Origin of the sequence: Actinopolymorpha sp. B11F2, from assembly GCF_040195635.1 — a bacterium.
In the GTDB taxonomy this organism is placed as follows: domain Bacteria; phylum Actinomycetota; class Actinomycetes; order Propionibacteriales; family Actinopolymorphaceae; genus Thermasporomyces.
The window spans coordinates 25,060-49,072 of record NZ_JBEFTX010000017.1 but is presented as its reverse complement, the minus strand read 5'-3'; the positions used below and the strand labels follow the sequence as shown (position 1 = coordinate 49,072).

The 24,013-nt window shown below is 68.2% G+C and carries 18 protein-coding genes; 9 read left to right on the top strand and 9 right to left on the bottom strand.

Annotation, left to right across the window (positions count from 1 at the left end; translation table 11 throughout):
* Window positions 1-39: 39 nt before the first annotated feature.
* Genes ABN034_RS26125 through ABN034_RS26115 form a run of 3 tightly spaced genes read left to right on the top strand, consistent with a single transcriptional unit; the run spans window position 40 to window position 3,362 of the window.
* Window positions 40-1,026 carry a carbohydrate ABC transporter permease gene (locus ABN034_RS26125; RefSeq protein ID WP_349693617.1) on the top strand — a complete coding sequence of 329 codons (987 nt, stop codon included), beginning with the start codon at window positions 40-42 and terminating at the stop codon, window positions 1,024-1,026.
* Between the two features lie 11 nt (window positions 1,027-1,037).
* A complete protein-coding gene (locus ABN034_RS26120; RefSeq protein ID WP_349693616.1) occupies window positions 1,038-1,937 on the top strand; it encodes a carbohydrate ABC transporter permease in 900 nt (299 codons plus the stop codon).
* 39 nt (window positions 1,938-1,976) lie between these two features.
* Window positions 1,977-3,362: a sulfatase family protein gene (locus tag ABN034_RS26115; RefSeq protein ID WP_349693615.1), complete on the top strand. Its 1,386-nt coding sequence runs from the start codon at window positions 1,977-1,979 to the stop codon at window positions 3,360-3,362.
* A 32-nt stretch (window positions 3,363-3,394) separates the two neighbouring features.
* Here ABN034_RS26115 and dgoD read toward each other — a convergent pair whose 3' ends face one another.
* Window positions 3,395-4,543, bottom strand: coding sequence for a galactonate dehydratase (gene dgoD, locus ABN034_RS26110; protein ID WP_349693614.1), 1,149 nt, complete (start codon window positions 4,541-4,543; stop codon window positions 3,395-3,397).
* 157 nt (window positions 4,544-4,700) lie between these two features.
* On the opposite strand from dgoD, the gene ABN034_RS26105 reads away from it, so the two are divergent.
* Together ABN034_RS26105 and ABN034_RS26100 are read left to right on the top strand one after the other, a co-directional pair.
* Complete coding sequence (locus ABN034_RS26105) at window positions 4,701-5,807, top strand: glycoside hydrolase family 172 protein (RefSeq protein WP_349693613.1); 1,107 nt, start codon at window positions 4,701-4,703, stop codon at window positions 5,805-5,807.
* Window positions 5,804-6,790 (top strand): carbon-nitrogen hydrolase family protein, encoded by a 987-nt coding sequence (locus ABN034_RS26100; RefSeq protein WP_349693612.1) that lies wholly within the window; start codon window positions 5,804-5,806, stop codon window positions 6,788-6,790. Before ABN034_RS26105 ends, ABN034_RS26100 begins: the two co-directional genes overlap by 4 nt.
* 62 nt (window positions 6,791-6,852) lie before the next feature.
* On the opposite strand, the gene ABN034_RS26095 is transcribed toward ABN034_RS26100, so the two are convergent.
* Complete coding sequence (locus tag ABN034_RS26095; protein WP_349693611.1) at window positions 6,853-7,788, bottom strand: tyrosine-type recombinase/integrase; 936 nt, start codon at window positions 7,786-7,788, stop codon at window positions 6,853-6,855.
* A 188-nt stretch (window positions 7,789-7,976) separates the two neighbouring features.
* On the opposite strand from ABN034_RS26095, the gene ABN034_RS26090 reads away from it, so the two are divergent.
* A complete protein-coding gene (locus ABN034_RS26090) occupies window positions 7,977-9,179 on the top strand; it encodes an MFS transporter (RefSeq protein ID WP_349693610.1) in 1,203 nt (400 codons plus the stop codon).
* A 34-nt stretch (window positions 9,180-9,213) separates the two neighbouring features.
* Here ABN034_RS26090 and ABN034_RS26085 read toward each other — a convergent pair whose 3' ends face one another.
* The gene (locus ABN034_RS26085; RefSeq protein ID WP_349693732.1) at window positions 9,214-10,635 is read right to left on the bottom strand and encodes a N,N-dimethylformamidase beta subunit family domain-containing protein; all 1,422 of its coding nucleotides are present in this window, start codon (window positions 10,633-10,635) and stop codon (window positions 9,214-9,216) included.
* A gap of 9 nt (window positions 10,636-10,644) precedes the next feature.
* Window positions 10,645-12,633 (bottom strand): ABC transporter substrate-binding protein, encoded by a 1,989-nt coding sequence (locus tag ABN034_RS26080; RefSeq protein ID WP_349693609.1) that lies wholly within the window; start codon window positions 12,631-12,633, stop codon window positions 10,645-10,647.
* A gap of 282 nt (window positions 12,634-12,915) precedes the next feature.
* On the opposite strand from ABN034_RS26080, the gene ABN034_RS26075 reads away from it, so the two are divergent.
* Window positions 12,916-15,681: a helix-turn-helix transcriptional regulator gene (locus tag ABN034_RS26075; protein ID WP_349693608.1), complete on the top strand. Its 2,766-nt coding sequence runs from the start codon at window positions 12,916-12,918 to the stop codon at window positions 15,679-15,681.
* Between the two features lie 247 nt (window positions 15,682-15,928).
* A complete protein-coding gene (locus tag ABN034_RS26070; RefSeq protein ID WP_349693607.1) occupies window positions 15,929-16,444 on the top strand; it encodes a SemiSWEET family sugar transporter in 516 nt (171 codons plus the stop codon).
* 38 nt (window positions 16,445-16,482) lie between these two features.
* Here ABN034_RS26070 and ABN034_RS26065 read toward each other — a convergent pair whose 3' ends face one another.
* The 4 genes from ABN034_RS26065 to ABN034_RS26050 form a co-directional block, all read right to left on the bottom strand.
* A complete protein-coding gene (locus ABN034_RS26065; protein WP_349693606.1) occupies window positions 16,483-17,475 on the bottom strand; it encodes a GNAT family N-acetyltransferase in 993 nt (330 codons plus the stop codon).
* 105 nt (window positions 17,476-17,580) lie between these two features.
* Complete coding sequence (locus ABN034_RS26060) at window positions 17,581-18,372, bottom strand: HAD family hydrolase (protein WP_349693605.1); 792 nt, start codon at window positions 18,370-18,372, stop codon at window positions 17,581-17,583.
* 32 nt (window positions 18,373-18,404) lie between these two features.
* Window positions 18,405-20,831, bottom strand: coding sequence for a glycoside hydrolase family 65 protein (locus tag ABN034_RS26055; protein WP_349693604.1), 2,427 nt, complete (start codon window positions 20,829-20,831; stop codon window positions 18,405-18,407).
* 171 nt (window positions 20,832-21,002) lie between these two features.
* Window positions 21,003-21,632 (bottom strand): TetR/AcrR family transcriptional regulator, encoded by a 630-nt coding sequence (locus ABN034_RS26050; protein WP_349693603.1) that lies wholly within the window; start codon window positions 21,630-21,632, stop codon window positions 21,003-21,005.
* A gap of 159 nt (window positions 21,633-21,791) precedes the next feature.
* On the opposite strand from ABN034_RS26050, the gene ABN034_RS26045 reads away from it, so the two are divergent.
* Window positions 21,792-22,847, top strand: a complete 1,056-nt coding sequence (locus tag ABN034_RS26045) for a glycoside hydrolase family 113 protein (protein ID WP_349693602.1) — start codon at window positions 21,792-21,794, stop codon at window positions 22,845-22,847.
* Here the strand turns inward: ABN034_RS26045 and ABN034_RS26040 are convergent.
* Window positions 22,835-24,001, bottom strand: a complete 1,167-nt coding sequence (locus tag ABN034_RS26040) for a LuxR C-terminal-related transcriptional regulator (RefSeq protein ID WP_349693601.1) — start codon at window positions 23,999-24,001, stop codon at window positions 22,835-22,837. The genes ABN034_RS26045 and ABN034_RS26040 overlap by 13 nt on opposite strands.
* Window positions 24,002-24,013: the final 12 nt, after the last annotated feature.

Sequence of the window (24,013 nt, the reverse complement as noted above, 5' to 3'; positions counted from 1 at the left end):
GGCGTGCGCGACCCGCCAGCTCCGGCCCGGAGGTGAGCGATGGCGGTCACGCGCGACACCCGTGAGCTCGCCCGCGCGGGACGCGGCAGCTCGAGCGGGACCTGGCAGCAGGTCCTCAAGTCCCGTTGGTGCTATCTGTTCATGGTCCCGTCGCTGGTGCTGGCGGGGATGTTCACGTTCTATCCGATGGTGATGTCGTGGTACTTCTCGTTCCTGAACTGGACCGGGTTCACCGCGGACAAGACCTTCGTCGGACTCGACAACTACCGCGAGCTGGTCGACGACCCGCTGTTCTGGGATGCCTTCGGCAGGTCGTTCCTGTTCGTCCTGGTCGCGGTTCCGGTCCGGCTGGTGTTGTCGCTCCTCGTCGCCATCCTGCTCAACAACCAGATGCTCAGGCTCGCTCCGGTCTTTCGTACGTTCTTCTTCCTGCCCGTCATCACCACGGCAGCGATCGTCGGCATCGTGATGACGTTCGTGCTGAGTCCCTTCCAGGGTCCGATGAACCAGGCGCTGACCGGACTCGGGATCGTGCCAGCACCCGTCGACTTCCTCGGCAACCCCGACACCGCGTTGTGGTCGGTCATGGCCGTGGAGGTGTGGAAGAACTTCGGTATCACGATGATCTACTGGCTGGCCGCGCTGCAGACCGTGCCGAAGATCTACTACGAGGCGGCGAAGGTCGACGGTGCCAGCAGGTTCCAGCTGGTGCGTTACATCACCGTTCCGGTGCTGCTGCCCTTCGCCGCGATCATCACCCTGCTCACCGCCAACGCCACGTTGCACGTCTTCGCGATCGTGCAGGCGATGACCAAGGGCGGGCCGTACTTCTCGACGCAGGTGATCGAGGTCTACATCTACCAGACCGCCTTTGCCGCCGACCAGGCCGGCGGCGTGCCCCGGTTGGGTTACGCCTCAGCAGCCGGCTGTCTCTTCGGCGTCGTCGTCATGCTGATCGCGATCCTCCAGGTCTACGTCGCCCGCAGGGCCGCGCAGGCCAGATCCCAACTGGTGGGCGGCGGGTGAGAGGAGGACACATGGTGACCCTCGACAGCCAGGCCGGCCAGCGTGCGCCGACCACGCCGCGCCACCCGAGGCGGACCCGCGGGCGCATGACCACCTGGCTTCGCACGACCCTCATCTCCGCGGTGCTGTTCGCGGTCTGCTTCGTCTGGATCTATCCGTTCCTGTGGATGGTTTCCTCCTCGATCAAGACCAACGCCGAGATCTTCGCCGGACTGAGCCTGTTTCCCAAGGCGATCCGGCTCGACAACTACGTCCGTGCGTGGAATGACGCCCACATCGGGGACTACTTCTTCAACACGGTCTTCGTGACGGTCATGTCCATCATCATCTCCGTGCTTGCCGTCTCGATGATGGGCTACGTGCTGGGGCGCTACCGCTTTCCTGGCAAGAGAGTCGTCATCGGCCTGCTCGCTGCCGCCATCTTCCTGCCAGAGGGTTACACGATCATTCCGGTCTTCGACCTGATCAACAAGCTAGGTTTGCAGGACTCGCTCTGGGGCATCACGCTGGCCGAAGCGGGCGGGGCACACGTGGTCGCGACGCTGCTCTTCGCCGGCTTCTTCAGTCAGCTGCCGAAAGAGCTCGAGGAGGCCGCGATGATGGACGGCGCCGGTTTCTTCCGGATCTTCTGGCAGGTCTACCTTCCACTGGCCAAGCCGGTGGTCGCGACCGCGGTCATCCTGCAGTTCATGCACTCGTGGAACGACTTCCTGCTCCCCCTGGTGCTCACGCTCAACCAGCCGGAGCTGCGTACCTTGTCGGTGGGAATCTATTCCTTCCAGGGTGAGTACTTCACCGACTGGAGCGGCATGGCCGCCGCCGCCACGATCAGCCTGCTGCCTATCATCGTGCTGTTCCTCTTCCTGCAGCGCTACTTCGTCGAGGGCGTCGCGGGAGCCGTCAAACAGTGAGCCCATCCCACAGTGGGCACAGCGGAGGTGCCTGACCACATGACGGGAACGAACGTGCTCATCCTCAAAGACGACGAGCACGGTCCCAGAATCGCTTCCACCGCTGGGCATCCGTTCGTCCAGACGCCGAACCTGGATCGCCTGGCGGCGCGTGGGGTGGTCTTCGAGAACGCCTACTGCCCGTCTCCGCTGTGCTGTCCGTCGCGGTCGTCGTTCATCTCGGGTCGGCCGGTGCACGAGATCCAGGCCTACAACAACTCGATGGTCATCGACCGACCCAACTACCCGTCCTACGGGCGACTGCTCGATGAAGCCGGCGTGCACACCGTCCACGCCGGCAAGGTCGACGCCTACCGCCCGCCGCACGAGCTCGGGTTCAGCGAGATGCTCGGCGCCGACTACCGCGCCGACGGCGACGGTGAGATCAGCCGCGAACCCCTTGCCCTGCGGGGCGATGCACGCCAGCGCGCGCGTGGCGTCGGCATCGTCGACGACCCGTTCCGCGCCGACAGCCGACGGATGGCAGACGCGCTCGACTTCCTCGACCGGTCCACCGACCTCGGTAAGCCGTGGACGATGGAGGTCAACCTGATCGCGCCGCACTTCCCGCACCGCGTCACCCAGGAGCTGTGGGATCTCTACGCCGGTCATGACGACCTGCCGGAGTACGACGTGACGGCCGCGTCCGCCCAGCATCCGTACGCCGAAGACCTGCGGAAGCACTTCGGTACGGACGTGTTCACCGAGGAGGTGACGCGGGCGCACCGCCGCGCCTACTACGGACGGGTCACCTGGGTCGACCGGCAGCTGGGGATTCTCCTCGACACACTCGAACGCACCGGCCAGCTCGACCGGACCGTCGTGGCGTTCACCTCCGACCACGGCGAGATGCTCGGGCTGTTCGGCATGTGGTGGAAGTGCAGCATGTACGACGACTCCGTACGCGTGCCACTGGTCGTCGCCGGACCCGGTTTCCCGTCGGGCGTACGCGTGCGCACTCCCGTGTCCCAGCTGGACCTCAACGCCGCCGCCTTCGCCTCGGTCGGGGCAGCTCGACCGCCGGACCTCTCGGGAACCCCCTTGCAGCAAGTGCATCCGGACGATCCGGAGCGGGCGGTCTTCGCCGAGTACCACGGCCACGGCACCCGGGGCAGCTCCTTCATGATCCGTCAGGGGCGCTGGAAGTTCCTCCACAATGCCAGGGCACCGCACCAGTTGTTCGACCTCGACGACGATCCGTTCGAGTTGCAGAACCTCGCCACGGACGTACCGGATGTGGTGCGTACGTTGACCGAACGCCTGCGCGAGGAGTTCTGCGACCCGGATCTCGAGCAGGATCGGGCGGAGGCGTTCATCCAGCGTCAGCTCGCCGCCCTGGGAAACAGCGGCTCCACCCCTCGTAGCCGGGTTCCCACCGGATCCTGATCGCCGCCCGACCAGCGCTCGGCCAACGAGACTCAGAGCTCGGCGAACGAACCGTCCGGGTGGCGCCAGGGAGCGATCCGGTACCTGTGACCCTCCCTGTCCGCGCGGCGCACGGCGTCCTCGTCCACCTCGATGCCCAGCCCCGGTGCGGTCGGCCTGGGGATGTGCCCGTCGACCAGCCGGAAGACCTCGCAGTCGACGAAGTCCGCCAGGGCCTCCCGTCCGCCGTCGTGTTCGATCCCGAGGGCCTGTTCCTGGATCAGGAAGTTCGGCGTCGCGAAGTCGACCTGGAGTGAGGACGCCAGGGCGATCGGTCCGAGTGGACAGTGCGGGGCAAGCGTAGCGCCGAAGATCTCCGCGAGACTGGCGATGCGGCGTACCTCCGAGATGCCGCCCGCATGTGAGAGATCGGGCTGCACCACGGTGACGCCGGCCTCGAGCACCGGCAGGAACTCCGCGCGGGAGAACAGCCGTTCGCCGGTCGCGAGGGGGATGACGGTGCCCGCCACGATCCGCGGCAGCACCTGACCGTGCTCGGGCAGCACCGGCTCCTCGACGAACAACGGGTCGTAGGGCTCCAGGCGGGCGAGGACCCTGCGCGCCATCGCCGGCGAGAACCGGCCGTGGAAGTCGACAGCCAGGTCGCGGTCGTCGCCGAGCGCCTCGCGGACGGCCGCGACCCGCGCGACGATGAGCCGGGTCTGGCCCGGGGTGTCCACCGCACCGGGAGTGTGTGGTGCGCCGAGCATCTTGACGGCCGTGAGTCCCGCCTCGGCAGCGGCCACGGCACGTTCGGCGATCGCGTCAGGGTCTGCACCGGCGATCCAGCCGTACACGCGTACGCGGTCGCGGACCGGCCCACCGAGCAGCTCGTGAACAGGCGCGCCACGCACCTTGCCGGCGATGTCCCACAGCGCCTGGTCGACCCCCGCGACCGCACTCGACAGGACCGGGCCACCGCGATAGAACCCGCCTTTCGACAGGACCTGCCAGTGATCCTCCGTACGCAACGGATCGGCACCGACCAGCAGCTCCGCCAGCTGGTGCACGGCCGTGCGTACGGTCTCGGTCCGACCTTCGAGGACAGGCTCACCCCATCCGACGACGCCGTCGTCGGTCTCCACCCGCAGGAACAACCAGCGCGGTGGTACGAGGAACGTCTCGACCCGGGTGATCTTCATCAGGGGTGAACCGCCTTGTCTGGTTGCGAGTTTCGGATGGATCCGGTGAAGAGCTGGAAGTCGAGACTACGGCGACAAGATTCGCGCCGAACCGCAGCAGCGTCGCGTAGCGTTCTCCTCCGGGAAGTCTCGGCCACGAAGGGACATGGAACCGTCCATGCTGTACGAACTGAAGGACCTGCGGAGCCGGGCGGCGACGGCGGAGAACCGGACCGCCGCTCCGGGCGCCGGCGGCCAGGCGGGCGGCGGGCGGAAGGGGTCACCGTGCCTGTCCCCGCTGGCGCGGGGAGAGACGGCGACCCTGCTCGACCACACCGGGCCGGGCGTCGTCCGCCACATCTGGTGCACGATCCCACCCGGCAACGTCGATCACCTGCGCAACACGATCCTGCGGATGTACTGGGACGGGCAGGCACACCCCAGTGTCGAGGTGCCGCTCGGCGACTTCTTCGGCGTGGCACACGGCCGGCAGGTCGAAATGGGTTCGACCCTGCTGTCCATGCAGGGCGGCAAGGGCTTCAACTGCTGGATCCCGATGCCGTTCCGCGAGCACGCGCGCATCACGGTGGAGAACGACTCCGGCTCCGACGTCCCGATGTTCTTCTACCAGATCGACTTCACCGTCGGCGACGACCTGGACGAGACCGCGGGGGCGTTCCACGCGCAGTTCAGGCGGAGCAACCCGTGCCCGCTGCACCAGGACTTCGTGATCCTCGACGGAGTGGAGGGGCGCGGCGTCTACCTCGGCACCGTTCTCGGCGTCCGCAGCATCTACCGGGACTGCTGGTGGGGCGAGGGCGAGGTGAAGTTCTTCCTCGACGACGACCGCGAGCACCCCACGATCTGCGGCACCGGAGCCGAGGACTACATGGGCTCGGCCTGGGGCCTCGGGAGGGTCTCCACGCCATACCAAGGTGCACCCCTGGTCGACGGCGACACCGGTCTCTACTCGATCTACCGCCTGCACGTCGCCGACCCGATCCACTTCCGGCAGCGCCTCGCGGTGACGATCCAGCAGATCGGGTACGGAGACTACGAGAAGGCAAGGGAACACTTCGGGGACGACTTCACCGGCTACCGGGCGGCGGGGGCCCCCGACGGTGACCCGCGCGGCATGTTCGACCTCTCCGACGACTACTGCAGCGTGGCGTACTGGTACCAGTCCCTTCCCTCCCGGCCGTTCCCGCGGTTGCCCGACCGGGCGGCGCGACTGGCCGACCTCGCACCGGCGGACGCCGACACGCCGGCACGGTCCGACGCATGAGCGCCGGGCGCCGGTCGACGGCGGGCGACCTTCCGCGCAAGGTGGTCGTCGGAACGACCGTCTTCGGAGCGGCGGCACCCTATCCCGGCCTCGCCGGCCGGGCGGAGGAGCTTGCCGCGCTGGTGGACGAGATGGCCGCCCGCGCGGTCGAGGCGTGGCCGAAACGCGGCCTCGACCTCGCCGTCCTCCCGGAGGCCGTCCTCACACCGAACGCCGACCAGGCGTCGGACCGGTCCGTCCGGCTCGATGATCCCGCCGTCGACCGACTCCGCGGCCTCGCCCGTCGGCACCGGACCTACCTCCTGCTCCCGCTGGACCTCGCCGAGGACGGCCCGGCCGGTCCGTCGTACGCCAATGCCGCCGTGCTCCTCGACCGGCGCGGCGAGGTCGCGGGGATCTACCGGAAGGCGCATCCAGTCAGTGTCGTCGGCTGTCCCGACAACGAGGGCGGCGTGACACCAGGCGCCGACTTCCCGGTCTTCGCGTGCGACTTCGGGACACTTGGCGTCCAGATCTGCTGGGACGTGGTCTACGACGACGGCTGGGCCGCACTCGGCGCGGCAGGGGCGGAGATCGTCGCGTTCCCCAGCGCCTCACCCGCCACGGTCCGCACGGCCGCGCACGCGGCCCGGCACCGGTACTTCGTGGTGTCGAGCACCCCGCGCGACAACGCCACGGTGTACGAACCGACCGGTCTCGTCGCCGCCCGGATCCACGACCACGGCGCCGTGCTGGTCCACCGGCTCGACCTCAGCCACGCCATCCTCGGCTGGTCGCCCGCCCTGCGCGAGGGCAACGCACTCCGGGAGAGGTTCGGCGACCGGGTGGGGTTCCACTACGACGAGCGCGAGGACATCGGCCTGTTCTGGTCCGAGGACGACACCACGACCGTCGAGTCGATGGTCGCCACGATCGGTGCTGAGCAGATCGACGCACAGATCGCCCGCAATCTCCGCCTGCGGCGCGCGCCTCATGGCGCGTAGCGGCGGGTAGTTGGAGCCAGCAGGTCGGCGACCGCCACGAAGCCGGCGCGCGGGTTACCGGCTCAGCGCTCGGCCAGGAGCAGGTCGATGGCGTGCTCCCGGCCCGCGGCGTCGGGTGGGGTGTAGCGACGCGTCGTGTCGAGCCGCTTGTGGCCCATCAACTCGGCGACGGCGACGAGCGAGGCGCCGCCGCGGAGCAGCCGAGCCCCGAACGTGTGCCGGAGGACGTGCGGCGTGACCGGTGGCGCGTCGGCCTCGCCGCCGATGCCCGCTTCGCGGCCGAGGCGTACGACCAGATCGTCGACGGATCGGGAGGTCAACCGACCGCCGCGACGGTTGAGGAAGAACGCCTGGAGATCGTCGGCACCTCGCCACGTACGCCGTTCGCGGATCCATCCCCGCAGCAGTTCGACCGGCTCGGCCCGCAGCGGGACCTCGCGAAGGCTGCTACCACCGGAGCCGCGGACGACGAGGCGGGACTTCTGCCGGCCGACCACCACGTCGGGAAGGTCGAGCGAGACGAGTTCGGCCACGCGTACGCCGGTGTAGAAGAGGGCGTACGCGATGGCCCGGTCGCGCACGGACTCCCGCTCGGCGACGGCGTCGAGGAACCTGCGCTGCTGGTCCTCGTCCAGGATGCGTGGTGCGGGATCCGGCAGCTCCTCCCGCACGACCTCCGCCGGGCCGAGCCCCAGGTGGCTGTAGAAGTGGTCCACCGCTGTCAACATCGCGTTGACAGTGGAGGGGCGCGCGCGGCGTTCGCTCGTCACCCAGGCGCGGTACTCCCGCACGGCGCGGTCGCGGGCCTGCCGGTCGGCCAAGGGGTCGCCGCCGCCGAGATCGGAACCACCGACGTCGCCGCCGGACAGCCAGGACAGGTAGCCCGCGACCCGGGACCGGTAGGCGCGGCGGGACTGGTCGGCGAGACCGGTGGCCGTGAGATGCGCGTCGTAGGACTCGAGGGCGGCGTGCGCCTGGTCCGCGCTGATCAGCGCCACCTGCGATCGACCACCTCTCCCCTCGAGATCCGCTGGCGATTCTAGCCTCCCAGGCGCTTCCGATATCAGAAGTCACCAGGTACGTTACTTCCGATATTCCGCAGTATCGGCCGAGCAGTGTCGGCCAAGCAAGGCAAGTGGCGAGCCGACACAACGGCCACGACAGAACGGCTACCGGGAGGCAGGGGATGGGATCGCGGGGGCTCGGGAAGCAGTTCGGCCGGCTGTGGTCCGCGTCGACGCTGTCGCAGTTCGGAGGTGGGATCCACGGTGCGGCCCTCCCACTTCTGGCGGCCTCACTCACCTCGAGCCCCGCCATGGTCGCGGCCGCGGCGGCGGCCGTGGAGCTGCCCTGGCTGGTGTTCGGCCTCCCGGCCGGTGCCATCGTCGACCGCGTCGACTCCCGGCGCCTCGCGGCCTGGGCCGGCGTCGCCAACGCCCTGCTGGTGGCGATCCTTGCCGCCATGGTCGCCCTGGACCGGGCCAGCCTGCCGCTCCTGTTGTCGATCGCCTTCGCCTGCGGCACGTGCGGGACGCTGGGCAGCACCGCCGTGACGACGATGACGCCGAAGCTCGTCGATCATCAGCAGCTGGACCGGGCCAACTCCCGACTTGTCACGGCGGGCTCCGCCGGGTCGGAGCTGATCGGACCGCCGCTCGGCGGCTACCTGTTCGGGCTGGTCGCGGCGATCCCGTTCGCGGTCAACGCCGGCACCGCGGCACTTGCGGCGGCCCTCGTCTTCTCCCTGCCGAGCGTGTTCCGCCACGCCACCGTGGAATCCGTCGGCGCTCGCCCGCGACGGCTCTGGCGCGACGTCACCGACGGCGCACGCTGGCTGGCCCGCCACCGGAAACTGCGAGCCGTCACCGTCCTCAGCGTCGTCTTCGCGCTCACCGACAGCGCGTGGTTCGCCCTCATGGTCTTGTACGTGCGAGACATCCTGCACCTGCCCGCGAGCGCCTACGGTGTCCTTCTCGGCATCGGCGCCGTCGGCGGACTCGCCGGCGGTTTCAGCGCGGCGCGGATCTCCCGCACCGTCGGCTCGACCGGTGTGCTGCTCGCCAGCCTGCTCGTCTCCGCGGCCGCCGCACAGGTTGCACTCGGACTCACCTCACACACCGTCCTGACCGTCCTGATGCTCTCCGTGAGCAGCTTCGCGTTCGGCGTCTGGAACGTCGTCACGACCACGCTGCGACAGAAACTGACCCCCTCCGACCTCCTCGGCAGGGTCACCAGCGCGGACCGGACGGCCATCCTCAGCGCCTCGCCACTCGGCGCCCTTCTTGGTGGCCTCGCCGCGAACGCGCTGGGACTCCGCGCGCCCTTCCTGCTCGGCGTACCGCTCCTCGCTCTCGGCGCGGCCTACGGCTACGTCGCCCTGCGCCGGTGAGGCGTTCACTCCGGGACCACGATGACCGGACCCCTCAGCGCGGAATCTCGGCGTGGATCATCCGGTCGAGGACGTTCCTGGTGATCTGCCGGACCCGGTCGTCGCCGTCGCCGAAATCGAGGTACGGCGGACTCGACGCCGCCGGCGGGGCCGACAGCGCCTTGCACCACCAGCACGTCGCGGCATTGAACACGTAGTTGCCCTTCGCCGCGGTGTAGAGGGTCGCGGCATAACGGCGATCGCTCGGCTCCCCGACGTCGCTCGTCACCTGGCCCTCGGCGAGGACGACAAGCGAGTCGTGTCCCGTGGCGACCGGATGACCGTGGTACTCCCATCCCACGAGGTGGGGAATGCTGTCGCCGTGCTTCATCCCCGTACCGTCGAACACCCAGTGGTCCGGGGCGACACAGGTCCAGTCGGCCAGCCCGACACCGCGCGACGTCGACCCCATCAGCTCGGCCTCGTCGAATCCGCGGTCGACCAACGTCATTCCACGAGGGGAACGGCCATCGGCACCGGGCAGCAGCTCGATCCGACCTGAGACCGAGTTGCCGGACAGGAACGCGAGACCGACACCGGCGTCCCTCGCCGCGGTGACGTTGCCGAACATCTCCCGCGTCCAGTACTCGTCGTGGCCCACCGAGAGGAACGCCTTGCTCCGCAGCAGTCCCGCGCCGTCCTCGTGGGTGTCGAGGTTGGAGACGTAGGTGAGGTCGTAGCCTTCCTTCTCCAGCCAGTACGCCAGTGGGAACTCCGTCATCAGGAACTCCCCCGACCCGTTGGTCAACGGTTCGAACCCGGCCGGGATGCCGTTCCAGTACACCGCGTACGGCCGGAAGAAGCCGGCGTCATAGGCCTCCTCGCTCCCGGGGTCCCACGGGCTGGTCGGCGTGTCGTACAACGATCGCCACTGCGGCCAACGGTTGTAGGCGGTCCAGGTGAAGTCGGAGACCTGGAACATCACGTCCGCCGGACGGTCGTCACGCACCACGAAGATGATGTACGCCTCGGACTCGGAGTTTCGCCAGGTGCTCAACTTGCCGAGGTAGACACCACTCACCCAGTCGGACGGAATCTCCAGGCGGACGGTCTCCTCCCACCGGCACTCGACGAGGTGGTTCGCACCGTCGGCGGGCGTCGGCTGCGGTGTGGCGATGCGGTGCCCGAGGTCGAGAGGGCTCAACCTCCTGACGAGCCGCCCACCGGTGCCGCCGTAGTAACCCATGCGGAAGATGTCGAGCTGGAAACGGTCCTCGGGGTCGGCACTCACGTGGATCGTCAATGTCTGCCCCGGCCGGACGCTGGGGCGCGAGACGTACCCCTGGATTCCGGTCCGGACACGCCAGCCGGCAGCGTAGGGTTCGTCGGCGTCGCGGGTGACCTTCGTGAGGATCCAGTCGGTCGTGCCAGGCTTGGCGTTCTCGGCCCGGATGACGTCTGACGCGGTGGCTTCCACGGACAACGCCTACTCCCCGTCGAGGTACCACTGCTCCATGCTGTAGGTCACGATGATGCCGTAGACGTCCCTCTTCACGCCCGTCGCGACGTTCTTGACCCGCTTGGTGAAGAACGTCGGCCAGTCCGCCTGCTCGAACGGGTTCAGCATCCACACGTTGTCGCGAATGCTCCTGATGATGCCGTCGATCGCCGCATCACTCTCGGGCGTGCCCAGCCGGGCCGACGTGAACTCGGTGTGCAGCTCGAACAACTCGCGCACCTCGGCAGGGGGCTCCTCGCCCTCCTCACCCTTGGTGGCGTGCCACAGCTGCCACTGTGGACCCCAGTTGTTGAAGGGGAGGTAGTCGTCCATCCCGGCCGACCGCCAGATCGGATGGTGCACCCAGATGGCCGTGGCCTTGAGCTCGTTGAGCTCCTGCCGCTCACCGAGCACCGTGGCGTCGATCTTGCGGAGTGTGGTGTAGACCCCGACCTCCTTCCAGTACTCGGCCACGAGTTCGGCCAGCGGTATGTGGTTCTCCGACAGGTCCGCCACCTCGAACGGGATGCGGAACCGCTCGCCGTCCGGACCCAGTCGCCAACCCTCGCTGTCCTTCTGGTCCAACCCCATCTCGTCGAGCAGCCGATTCGCCTCGGCCGGGTTGAACTCTCCGGAGTTGGTCTCCTCCGGCAGCTTGGCGAACTCGCCCAGGTAGAAGTTCTCGATCAGCTCCTCGCGGTTCATGGCAAGGCTCAGCGCACGCCGGAAGCGCACGTCACCGGTGACCTGTCGCCACACCTTGTCGGGATGGGTGAGGTTCAGGAAGATCGTCGTCGGGATGACGTGCTGGTTCGGGATGAGGATGTTGATGTCGCCGCTGTCGGCCTTCTCGGCGAACAGCTCGAGCTTGCGGAAGGTCGCCCGCTCACCGAGGTAGTCGAACTCGCCGAAGAGGGCGCGCGAGGTCAGGGTTTCCTTGTTCTGGACGACCTGCGAGCGGATGGCGTCCATGTACGGCAGCTGGTTGCCCTCGGAGTCGACCTTGAAGTAGTACGGGTTGCGCTCGTAGTTGAAGGTCCCGCCGTTGACCTCCTTGAGCACCCACGGCAGCAGTGTCGGGTGCCCGAGCCCCTGCTCGGTCGTGGCGTTCCACAGCCAGCTGGTCAGCTGCTTGGCGTTGAACAGGTTGAACCATTCACCCTCTGGAAGGGAGGCCTCCTTCACCAGGTCGGCCAGCTTCGCCTTCGACGCGTACTTCACGTGGAACTGTTCGAGATAGTGCCGCGGCTTGATGATGTCGCCGTACCCTCGCCAGCCGAAGATCGCCAGCTGCATGGGGAAGGTGCCGTAGCTCTTGTCGAACGTGAGGCTGAACGTCCAGTCGTCGATCACCTCGAGCTTCGCCGGCGCGGCGTCCGCGCGCTTACCCGCCTGCAGGTAGTCGGGGAAGATCGGCGTGATGTCCTCGTTGTGGAGCACGTCCTCGAAGGCAAACCTCACGTCGTCCATGGTGACCGGCTCACCGTCGGACCAGCGCAACCCCTGCCGCAGGTGGAAGGTGTAGACCGAGTCGTCGGTGTTGGCCTCCCATTCCTCGACGACGTTCCCGTGGATCCCCGGCTTCTCGTCGAAGTCCAGACCGCTGGGCGCCCAGATCAGCGGCTCGTTGATCCCGATGAAGATGATCGGATCGCCCGCCGGCGACTCCTGGGCCAGCTGGAAGGTCCCGCCGAACTTTCCGGGCTGCATCCGCGTGAACTTGTCGTCCACCAGAATGCCGGGATTCACGACGTACGGCTTCTTCGGCAGCCGCTCCTTCAGCGCGGGCAACTCACCCGACTTCACCTGCTGGGCCAGGAGCGGGGACTCGCGGAACTCACCGGGCATCTTCCGGCTCGGCGCGGCGTCCGACGGTGCCCGGTTGGAGCCGTCTCCTGAGCAGGCGGTCGCGACCGCGCCCGTTGACATCAGTGCGAGGCCGAGCAGATTGCGACGAGTGAACGCGTTCTGGAACACGGTGCCTCCTCAGGGCATGAGTCCACCAGTTCGTGCGCGGTACGACACTGCCTGGGGAGCCGCCTGTCAAGGACAGTTCAGCCGGGGACCCCGAGATCCTGCTTCTCCAGTCCAAATCGGCCAACTCGGCCGATACATCACCGGGACAGCAGTCACGCACGGCGCACACATTTTGGGGCGCGTGCAACGCTGGTGGCAGGTGGTACGCCACGCTCCACGATCGGTCTTCGACCCACCTGCGATCCGACTCCGGCCCAGCTTCGATCCGTACGGGGAACACTCATGATCCGAACCCTTCTGCGAGGACGTTCAGCAGAAGTGGGCACGGCTCACCAGGTACTCGCCGACGCTGCCGCGGCGCGACAGTGCACGGTCGTCGTCGTCAGTGGCGAGCCGGGCATGGGCAAGACCGCCCTGCTGGAGTCGATGGTGGCCCAGGCTGAGCGCACCGGATATGTGGTGGGAGCGGGGAAGGCCGAGGAACTGGACCAGATCTCGCCGATGGCGCCCTTGCTGCTCGCGCTGCGGTCCTGCCGCGCGCCGCTGCTCTCGGCGGACGACTTCGCCGCCCTGGGCCCCCTGTTCGACCAGCAGCTGTGGCTGGTGGATCGGCTCGCGGCGACCCTCGAGGACCGTTCCCAGGACGCTCCGCTCCTCGTCGCGGTCGACGACGTGCAGTGGGCGGATCCGTTGACGCTCTTCGCCCTGCGGCTCCTTCCGCGCCGCGTGGCCACCTCGCCGATCGTCTGGCTCCTCACTGTTCGTCCGGACAGTCCGGGAGTGAGCGAGCTGGCCGCGGCAGTGGGCCGCGACGTGCCCGTACGCCACATCGAGCTCGGACCGCTGTCCCGCGAGGCGATGCTGGCTCTCGCCGAGGACCGGCTCGACCGGCACCCTGGGCCGCGGCTGACGCGCCTGCTCGAGGGAGCCGGCGGCAATCCCTTCCTGGCCGTGGAGCTGGTCGAAGGCCTGGTGAACGAGGCCCTGGTCGATGGGGAGGATCTCGCGCCCACCGGTCAGAAGGTGCCGACCCGCCTCCGTCACGCGCTCCGGGGACGGATGCACGGATCGCGTACGGGCGCATGGGAGCTGCTCCGTGTGGGCGCGGTCCTTGGCGACACGTTCAACGTCGAGGATGCCGCCGCACTGCTCCGCGAGCCGACCACCACGCTCCTGCCCAAGCTCGAGGATTCGGTACGAGACGGACTCCTGCTCGACGACGGACACCAGGTGGCGTTCCGCCACGACCTGATCCGCGAGGCGGCCTATGAGGACCTGGCGCCGTCGGCACGCCGTGTCCTTCACCGGTCGGCGGCCGAGCACCTGCTGGCGACGGGACGCTCTGCCGTCGAGGCCGCGCACCATCTCATGGTGGGCGCAACGGCGGGAGATCGGCAGGCGGCCGGGGTGCTCAGGCATGCCGCGGCCGACGTCGTGCCGCGGACGCCCACGACCGCCGTCAACCTGATCACCCGTGCGTACAAACTCCTCAATCCGCGGGATCCGCTGAAGCTGGAGGTGGGCCAGGATGTCGTGGACGTCTTCGTCCACGCGCGGCGGGTGCAGGATGCGATCTCCGCCGCTGACGAGCTGCTCCACTCCGCCCCGGACAACGAGACGGCCGCACGTATCCAGTCCCAACTCGCCCGGCCACTGTGGGATCTCGGCGTCGACGAGGAACTTCTCGCCCGCGTCGACGCGGCACTTCGCCTCGACGGGGTGTCGGCGCCGGTGCACGCGCTGCTGCTGGCCCAGCGCGCCCTCGCACTGGCGCGCGGCGACGATCCCGAGACTGCCAGGGAAGCCGGCAGCGCCGCCCTCATGGAAGCCGAACAGCTCGGGCACCGCGACGCTCGGGCGACCGCCCTGCGCGCACTCGGACATGCCGCGACCACCGATGGACGGTTCGCCGCGGCGCTGGACCACTTTCAGCAGGTTCGGGCGTTACTCGGCGGTCTTTCCCAGGCAGGGGAGCTGGTGGCGCTGGGACACCTCGACCGGTACGAAGAAGCGCGGTGGGGCCTCGCCGACGCGCGTCGCCAGGCCGAGGAGCACGGAGGGGCCTGGGAGGTGCCGGCCTTCGGCTGGTGGCAGGCCGCACTTGACCTCGCGGCGGGGCGGCTGGACGAGGCCGAAGCCGGAGCGCTCACCATCGTGGGACTGGCCGAGGACCTGCAGGAGTACAGCTATCGCGTACAGGCGTACTCCCTGCTCGCCCGCATCGCGCTGCTGCGTGGCGATCATCGTCAGGCCGACCGCCATCTGCACGAGGTCAGACGGTGGCGGAGGTCGGAGGTCCGGTTGGGTTCGGCGCAGGGCGCACTTGCCGAGGCGCTCTTTCTCGACGCCTCGGGAAACCCGGCGGGTGCCGCCCACCTGCTCGCCGCCGCGGCGGACTCGCCGGCGGCACTGACCCGTCACACCTACAGCGGGTATCACGCGGAACTGCCCATCATCGTCCGGATCGCGAGGAACGCCGACGATCCCGAACTCGCCCGGCGGGCCGCTCGGTTGGCCGAGCTGTACGCCGAGCGCAACCCGGAGGTGCCCACCATCCAGGGAGCCGCGGCGCACGCGCGGGGTCTGGTCGCCGACGACGTGGAGCTCCTCGACCGGGCCGCCACGCTTCTGCGCGACAGCCCGCGTCCCTTGAGTCGCGCCATGGCCGTCGAGGACCACGGCCGGGTCCTGCTCGCGCACGGCCACCGGGACGTGGCGGTCGAGCAACTCGATCTCGCCTGGGACACCTTCGTCGGTCTCGGCGCGACCGGTGAGGCCCGCCGGGTCCAGCGCCGCCTTCAGACCGCGGGCGTACGGCGGCGGCGTTGGCTCACCACGGCGTCCCGGCCGCGGTCGGGCTGGCCGGCGCTGACCGAGACCGAACGCCGGGTCGCCGTGCTCATCGCCGAGGGGCGTACGAACCGTGCGGTCGCCCAGGCGCTCTTCCTCTCGCCGAACACCGTCGGCACGCACCTGCGGTCGATCTTCGGCAAGCTCCGGGTCAACTCGCGGGTGCAGCTGACCAGGGTGGTCCTGGAACACGCGTAAAGGCTGAATCGCCACAAGGCCGACGCCTCGCCGCCGTCCCGACGTGAACCACTCACCTGTTCAGGTGAGGTCGCTGCACGTTGCCGGTGCTCTGCCGCGCGTACGCCCTCATGCATCTGGTGCGAATCTGCGATCCGACGAAGCGCCTTCGGGCTGAACTCTTGTGATGCGGCGCGAATGTCCGCACCGACCGAAGGACCTAAGTCACAAAACCGGGGCCCCCTCCACGACCACGAAGGCAACGCTCATGATCGTTGGTGTCCTGACCGCCGTCGCGACGTCCGTCGGACTGGCTCAGGCGCTCGCCCTCCTCGACCAGACCCGCAAGCTGCGGCGCGCGGGTTCCGCGCGCGAGGTCTCCGTCACCTTCCTGGCGGCATCCCTGACCGGCAGCGTGATCTGGTTGGCCTACGGCCTGCTCCGGATCGACCCTGCGCTGTTGATCGTCAACTCCGCGGGGCTCTTCGGGGCGAGTGCGACACTCGTGACCGCACTGCGCTTGCGTCGCGGTCGTCCGGCCGCGACGACCGACACGGGTATGCGGGCCGCTCCGGGCATGGACGTGCCGCCCGGTACGGACCTGGCGCCGGGCATGGAGTCTGAGGCGCTCTCTCATCCGGAGGGGACCGATCCAGCTGCCCAGCGTGTTTCCACGCTTCCTGCCGGACCTGTGCACCATCGCACGCTGGCACCCCCTCGCGTCGAGCACATCCGGCTCTCACCTGCGGTGGGGCGGCATCGCGATCTGGCCATGCTGAACTGATCCGACGGTCAATGAGCACCCCGTGATCATGATCGTGATCATGAAGGTTCTTGGGGCGTATACGCCGCCTTTCCTTCATGATCATGGAACAGGTAGGGCACCTGGAGCCATCCTCCGACGTCGACGCGGCCAGCCCGTTCGGCGGCTTGCCGGGCGCCGCGATTGTCGGCGTGGATCCTGCCGATCAGGACGCGGGTCTCGTCCGGCACGGCACGGGCGAGCAACGTGGCGAGGTGTGCTCCGTAGCCGCGCCCGCGGAACCTCGTCGCGAGGACGAGTTCCTTGACGACGTACGCCGGCATGCCGAGCGTTTCCCCCTCGGTGCTCACCGCGACGTAGCCGGCCCACTCACCCCCGACCGTGACGTCGAACAACGTGCCGGCCGCGAAGTACTCCTCGAGATCGTCGCGGTCCGAGAGCACCGCCTGGTGCGCATGCGCGTGGTGCTCGGAGTCCACGTCGTCGTACGCCACCCGGGCCTCGTCGTAGTACGCCAGGGACGAGGCCGGTGTGAGGGCCAGCTCGTCTGGTACCACCCGGCCCGTCCCGACGCGGAGGTCCCGCACCGGCGCGGCGACAGACCGCCGGTCCCGCGCAGTTCCCGGGAAGTAGTCGGCCGGCTCGGCACTCCACAGCCGCAGATAGCGCGGTCGCAGCGGCGCGAAGGGCTGCGCGCATGCCCGGGCCAACGCCGGCAGGTCATCGGCCCTTCCCGGTCGACTCGTCACCGTCGCGTCCACGAACGGCCTGGTCGGGTCGCCGCCCTCGTACCTCATGCTCGCCATCGCGAAGAGATCCTCGCCAGCGCTCACCCATCGGTTGAGGAGTGTCTCGGGAGGTTGAGCGGGCGCGAACCGCCGCGCCCGTTGTGCTGCGAACTCCAGGTCCGTTGCCAGGGCCACGTCGTCGACCCGCTGCGCGGTCAGCAGCTCCATCCGCACGCCGTCATCGACCCACAAGCGGGTCAACGGGTGTTGGGCGGTCAGGAAGTAGCCGGCCAACTCCCGCGCCGTCGGCACGCGTGGACGCATACGCCGAACGTTAGCCCGACCAGGGGCCGAGGCCGCCACAGCGGTGTGACCGGGCCGGCATATGGCACGTACCCAGGGCGTCGTACGCCTCGGCGACACGAATCCCTAGCCGCGCCGCACTTCCAGGCGCCCCTGGGCCAGTGCGGTGACATCGACCTCGTCGAGTGAGGTCACCACGAGGTCGGCGTGGGCCTTCTCCAGCAGTTCGACGTCGTCTGCGCGGGCGATCCCGATCGCGGCCATCCCGCCGGCCTTCGCGGCCTCGACCCCCGCCGCGGCATCCTCCATCACGACCGCGTTCTCCGGCGCCACGCCGAGTTCGTGGGCCGCGGCGAGGAACATCTCCGGGTGCGGCTTGCCGTGCGTGAAGTCTCGACCCGACACGTTGGCGTCGAAGTAGTCCAGCAGGGTGAGGCCAGGGTGGACCGACGGCGAGGAGATTCCCTGCTCAGCAGCGAAGGTGTCCAGTCGGATCTGCCTGAGGAAGAGGTTGGCGTTCTTCGAAGAAGAGGCGGCCACGGTGCCGATGCCCGCGTCCTTCACCGCGATGATGTATCGCAGAGCGTCCGGGTAGGCGTGGAAGTCGCCGGCGTCGATGAGCCGGATCAGCGTGTCCTGCTTGCGTTGTGCGTACTCCTCGAGCCGTTTGCCCTCCTCGTCCGGCACGTGGAAGTAGGTGAGTGCCGCGTGCGCACCGGCCATGCGGGGCTTGCCCGACAACTCCTGCTGGTAGACCTGGGAGGTGAACGCGTCCGGCGACCAGGTGGTCTGGTCGCGGATGTCGCGCCACTCCGATTCCATCAGCTCGCGCAGCGACTCACGCCACGACTTCTCGTGCGGCGAGTCGACAAGAACGCCGTCGACGTCGAAGATCCCTCCCTCGAAGCGTTTCGCCATGTCTGCTTCCCCCTTTGGTCCTGCTGCGGTCCTCAGACGTCGTGCACGAGATCGTTGTCGGTGGAGAGCGCGAACGTGCGCTGGTCCCCGGGACAGAGCTCGTGGATCACGTCACCGACGCCGACCCTGATCGGCCTGCTGACGCCCTCGGAATGGACCGACAGCGTGAGGTGACCCTCGGCGAACTCCACCCTGAGCGGGGTCCCCCGGAACTGCATCGAGAACCGCAACCGTTCCAGCTGCCGAGGAAGCCGTGGAGCGAAGTACAGAACGCCGTTGCGGATCTGGGTCCCCGCGTACCCCCGCTGGACGAGGTCGAGCGTGCCGGACATGACACCCATGTGGATGCCCTCCTGGGTGGTGCCACCCTGGACATCGCAGACGTCACTTTCCAGCGCCACCCGGAACCGCTCCCACGAACTCACCGGGTCGTACTCGGCCAGGACACCCGCGTGCGTGACGTAACTGAGCGTGGAACCGTGCGACGTGCGCTGGTCGTAGTAGACGATGTTCCGGTGCGCGGTCTCCTCGGCGTACGGATATCCGAGTCGGTCGAAGATCGCCTTCAACTCCTCAGCGGAGAAGAGGAAGAAGAGCATCACCGTGTCGGCCTGCTTCGCTACCTTGTAGCGGTTCGGGTCATCGCCCTCGGCACGCAGGATCCGGTCCATCCGTTGGATGTTGGTGTACTTCGCGCGATAGGCGTCCCAGTCGAGTTCCTCCAGGTGCTCATATCCTTCGAACTGGCTGATGATCCCGTCATCGTGGAACGGTACGAACATCCGCCGACTCATGTCCTCCCACCTGCTGAGCTCCTCGTCGCGAATCCCGAGTCGACCGCGGAGCGCGTCGACCCGACTCGCGGGAAGGAGAGAGAGCACCTCCTGGGCCAGCCGACACAGCCACGCCACCATCACGTTGGTGTAGGCGTTGTTGCGCAGACCACCTTCGTGGGCACCGGGATACTTCTCATGGAACTCGTCAGGACCCATCACCCCGTGGATCTCATAGCGTCCACGTTCAGGGTTGAACTGCGCCATCGATGCCCAGAACCGCGCGATCTCCAGCATCATCTCCGCGCCGTAGTCGCCGAGGAACGCCCGATCGCCCGTGGCCAGGAAGTAGTGCCATACGTTGTAGAAGATCGCGGCGTTGACGTGGCGCTGGTTGTGGCTGAGATCGGGCTCCCATCGTCCCGACAGCGGATTGAGGTGGATCCGCTGCGTCTCCTCCTTGCCGTCGCTCCCGCTCTGCCACGGATACATCGCACCCCGCAGCCCGGACTCCCGCGCGGCGGCCTGGGCCTCGCCCAGGCGCCGGTAGCGGTACATCAGCAGCGACCGGGTGACCTCGGGCATCCGGTAGTTCAGGAACGGATAGACATACAGCTCGTCCCAGAACACGTGTCCGCGGTACGCCTCGCCGTTGAGCCCACGGGCCGGCACGCCGGCGTCCAGGTCGGCGGTGTGATGGGAGCAGACCTGGAAGACATGCCCGATGTGCAGCCGCAGCAGGAACTGCACCCGATCGTCACCCGGCACGTCGAGGTCGCAGGCACACCACAGCTCGGTTACCGCCGAGGTGTGGCGTTCCAACGCCTCGCCGAAGTCCTTGTAGCGCCGGGCCGAGGTTCCCGCGCGTTCGAGCGTGTCACTGGTCGCGGGGTCGCGGGAGTTGAAGAAGGTCACCATCTTCTCGAGCCGCGTCGGCGAACCCTGCTGGACATCGAAGCCCAGCACCTGCTGGATGTAGTCCTCCATCTGGTAAAGGCTCCGCTCGACGCTGATCGGCTCGCCGCTGTCGTCGAAGACCCGTGTCCGCGCGCCCTCACTGACGTACAGGTTCGACTGGCGCGTCTGGACCTTCAGCGCGATCACCTCAGGCCCGAACGTACGTGGCGACACGGGGTCGAGGTGGCGGCCCTCGAGTTGTTGGTAGCGGGCCACACCATGGTTGGTCACGCGTCCGTCGAGGGCCGAGACGACCTCGACCCGGCCGGACCAGTTCTCCGGCGTGAGCGTCCACTCGATGCCCGCGTGGTGAACGTCGGCCATGCTGACGAACCGCCGGCTGCGCAGGCTCGTCACCCGGCCGTCATGGTCGCGGAACCGCAACTCACGGATGACCATGGTGTGGCGAATGTCGAGTTCGTGCCGATAGTTGATCAGCTCGACGTCGGCCAGCCTGATGGCATCGCCGCCCTCGATGCGCAGCTTGAGCACGAGCCAGTTGGGCAGATTTACCAGGTCCTCGTTGAGAACCGGCAACCCACCCATGATTGTCGTTTCGCGGTTGTAACCACCATGGGCGTACGTAGCGGGGTAGTGCACGCCGTCGGCGTCCTCCCACTCGGCGGCACCGCGCGTACACAGGTAGCCGTTGCCGGTGGAGGTCAACGCCTCCCGCAAACCTTCTCCGGGAGGGTCGAATCCGTCGTAGGTCAGCGAAAAGCCCTTCACCAAAGCCCCCTCGCGCCGAAACCGCACTCGGCCCTGCCGCGGATTTCCGCAATGGCGAATGAGGCGAAAAGTTCTGGAATTCCCGCAGTGTGACCGTTCCGGCGCCGTCGAATTCAGGCTACCTCGCGTGCGTCACGTCCCCTGGCTTCGCAATTCCCAGGGTCACGATGATCACTCTGGCGCCGCTGCGCGCCCGCGCCCGCTGACCAGTGGCAGATACACCTCGTCGACGATCTCGACCAGCACGTCGTCGGGGACCGTGGTGACTCCACGGGTGACGAACTCGTTGCGAAGCAGCACGACCGCCACGGTGGCCACTCGCGGATGGAGGACCTCCGGGGCGGCCTCACCTCGAGCCACGGCCCGTCCCAGCACGGTCAGCCAGATGGCGCTGCCGCCGTCGCTGAACCGTTCCTGCAGCTCCGTGCGCACGGCCGGGTCGTCGCCGACGTGGGACAGGAGGCCACGAAGGATCTCGCCCAGAGGCGAGGACCAGTGCCGGTTTGCTCCCCGCATCAACTCCAGCACGTCGGCGCGCAGCTCGCCGGTGTCGGGAAGCTCCAGTTCGTCGATCGCCAGATGCCGGTACGCCGCGACGCCGAGCGCGGCACGGTTGGGCCAGCGGCGGTAGATCGCGTTCTTGTTGGTGCCGGCCCGCCTGGCGACCCGATCCATGGTCAGGCCGACGTATCCGGCCTCGGCGAGCTCCTGCGCGGCAGCGTGGAGGATCGCCTCCTCGAGGGCTGTTCCCCGCCGCCTCGACGGCGTGGCGCCCGCCCTCGCCGACGGGTCATCGGCCATCGACACCTCCACCTTCCGGCACGAGACGTACCCTACGCCTCCTCGGGCTAGCACGCTGACTGGATCTCACGTAAGGTACTCTCAGTACCCTATAGTGAGAACCGGTCGGCGTGAAATCCGAAGGCGCCGATCCCGATCCCTGCAGTGAGAGGCATCCAGATGCGAGCCAATGGCATCAGCTACGACACCGGCTTCCTCAACTCCGGAGTGAGCTCCCGCGAAAAGTTCGACGTCGACGTGGTGAAGCGCGAGTTGCGCGTCATCCGCGACGACCTGCACTGCAACGCGGTCCGCGTCATCGGCGGCGATCCAGACCGGCTGGACATCGCTGCCACGATTGCCGCCGAGCTCGGCCTGGAGATCTGGTACTCACCGTTCACGTGCGACCTGACCACCGACGAGATGCTCGCCCTGCTCGCGGACTGCGCAGACCGTGCCGAGCGGTTGCGCCGCGCCGGAGCCGAGGTCGTGTTCGTCACCGGCGCGGAACTGAGCCTGTTGAACAAGGGCTTTCTGCCCGGCGAGACGCTCGCCGAACGCATGGAGCTGCTGGCCGCGCCCCATCGCCTGCGCGAGGTACTGCCGGACGTTCCCGTACGTATCAACGAATTCCTCGCCGCGGCCGTCGCGGCGGTCCGCGAGAGCTTCGGCGGCAGGGTCAGCTACGCCGCCATCCCGTTCGAGAACGTCGACTGGACGCCGTTCGACATCATCTCCGTCGACGCCTACCGATCGGTCGAGGTCGCCGCCAGCTACCGCGAGGGCATCCGTGCCCTTGTCGCGCAGGGAAAGCCCGTCGCGATCACCGAGTTCGGTTGCGCGACGTATCGCGGTGCCGCGGACATGGGCGCCCGTGGCGGCGAGATCATCGAGTGGGACAAGGAGACCGTCACGCCGGTCCGGCTTACCGGCGACCACCTTCGCGACGAAACCGAACAGGCCACCTACCTGCGCGAACTGCTGGACATCTTCGATGCCGAGGGGGTCGACGCGGCATTCGTCTACACGTTCGCCGGCTACCAGCTTCCGCACCGCCCCGACGCAGACCCCGCCGACGACCTGGACAGGGCGTCGTACGGCATCGTCAAGGTCTTCCAGGACCGCACCGGCGACACCTACCCCGGCATGGCGTGGGAACCCAAGGCCGCGTTCGCCGCGCTCGCCGACTACTACCGCGGCAGGCCGCCGGGGCCCGCGACCGGTCACGTCAGATAGGTCGTTCCCTTGACGCTCTCGTCGATGTGGGCGAGTTCTCTGGTGTGCATCGGCAGGTAGTGCTCGGCAAAGAGTCTGCCCACGAGTTCTCCGCGGCTGGAGACGTTGACCTTGCCGAAGATCGCCTTGATGTAGTCGCGGACAGTGTGGACGGACAGCGACAGCTCGTCGGCGATGTCGGCTGTCCCCGCACCCCGGACGATCAGGCCGGTGATCTCCTGCTCGCGCAGCGACAGGTCGTACGCCTCGACGAGGACCGGCGCGATCTCCGCCCGCTTCGCCGGCTCGATGACGGTGGCGATCGCGGTCACGGAGCCGCCCGCGTCACGCATGCAGGACGCGTGGCACACCAGCCACTGGCCGCGGCGGGTACGTACGCGCGCCCGCGCGGTGCCGTTGCCGGTCCCCAGCGCGACCGCACTGGCGTGGAACACCACACCCATCAGCCACAGGGGAATGGTGACGCCCAGGTCGGTTGCGCGGGTGAGCCGGCACGGGTGCAACTCGTCCAGCCACCACTTGGCCTGGTCATTGGCCGAGATCAGTGCGCCGCTCGGGTCGAAGAGCAGCAGGCCGGGCTGGTCTTGGAGAGGGTGCTCGGTGATCGTGTCCGCCGGACGTGCCCGCAGCCGCAGGGTCTCTCCGAGCGGTTCGGACAGGCTCGCGACCAGCATGATCTCCCGTTCGGTGAACGGAGGCTGACCCGGCCTGCGCCACAGACTGACGGCACCCCACTGGCTTTCGCCGACCCGGAGCACCAGCCGCAGCTCGTCGTCGACGCCCAACGGCTGCAGGACGTTGCGGTAGCGGGCACTTCGCCGGGGATCGTCGACGGCGGCGCGCAGGGAGGCCGCGGGCGTGGGCGCCCGCGCGATGTCACGGAACAGGTTGACGTCACCGACACAGAACTCCTGACGCCAGTAGTCGATGCAGTAGTCGTCCGAGCTGTACATGGGCCCGTCGAACAACGTCGGGGCAACGGGCAGTCCGGTGCCCGGGTCCGTTGCCATCCACCCGGACAGGTCGAAGGGGACCAGCCGGCGCAGCCGCGCCGACGCTTCCGCGAAGACGGCAGCCGGATCGTCCATGTGCTGGACGCGGAGCACCAGCTCATCACGCCGCCGCCGGTCGCCGGTCTGGAGGGTCGCCGCCACAGTTCACCATGG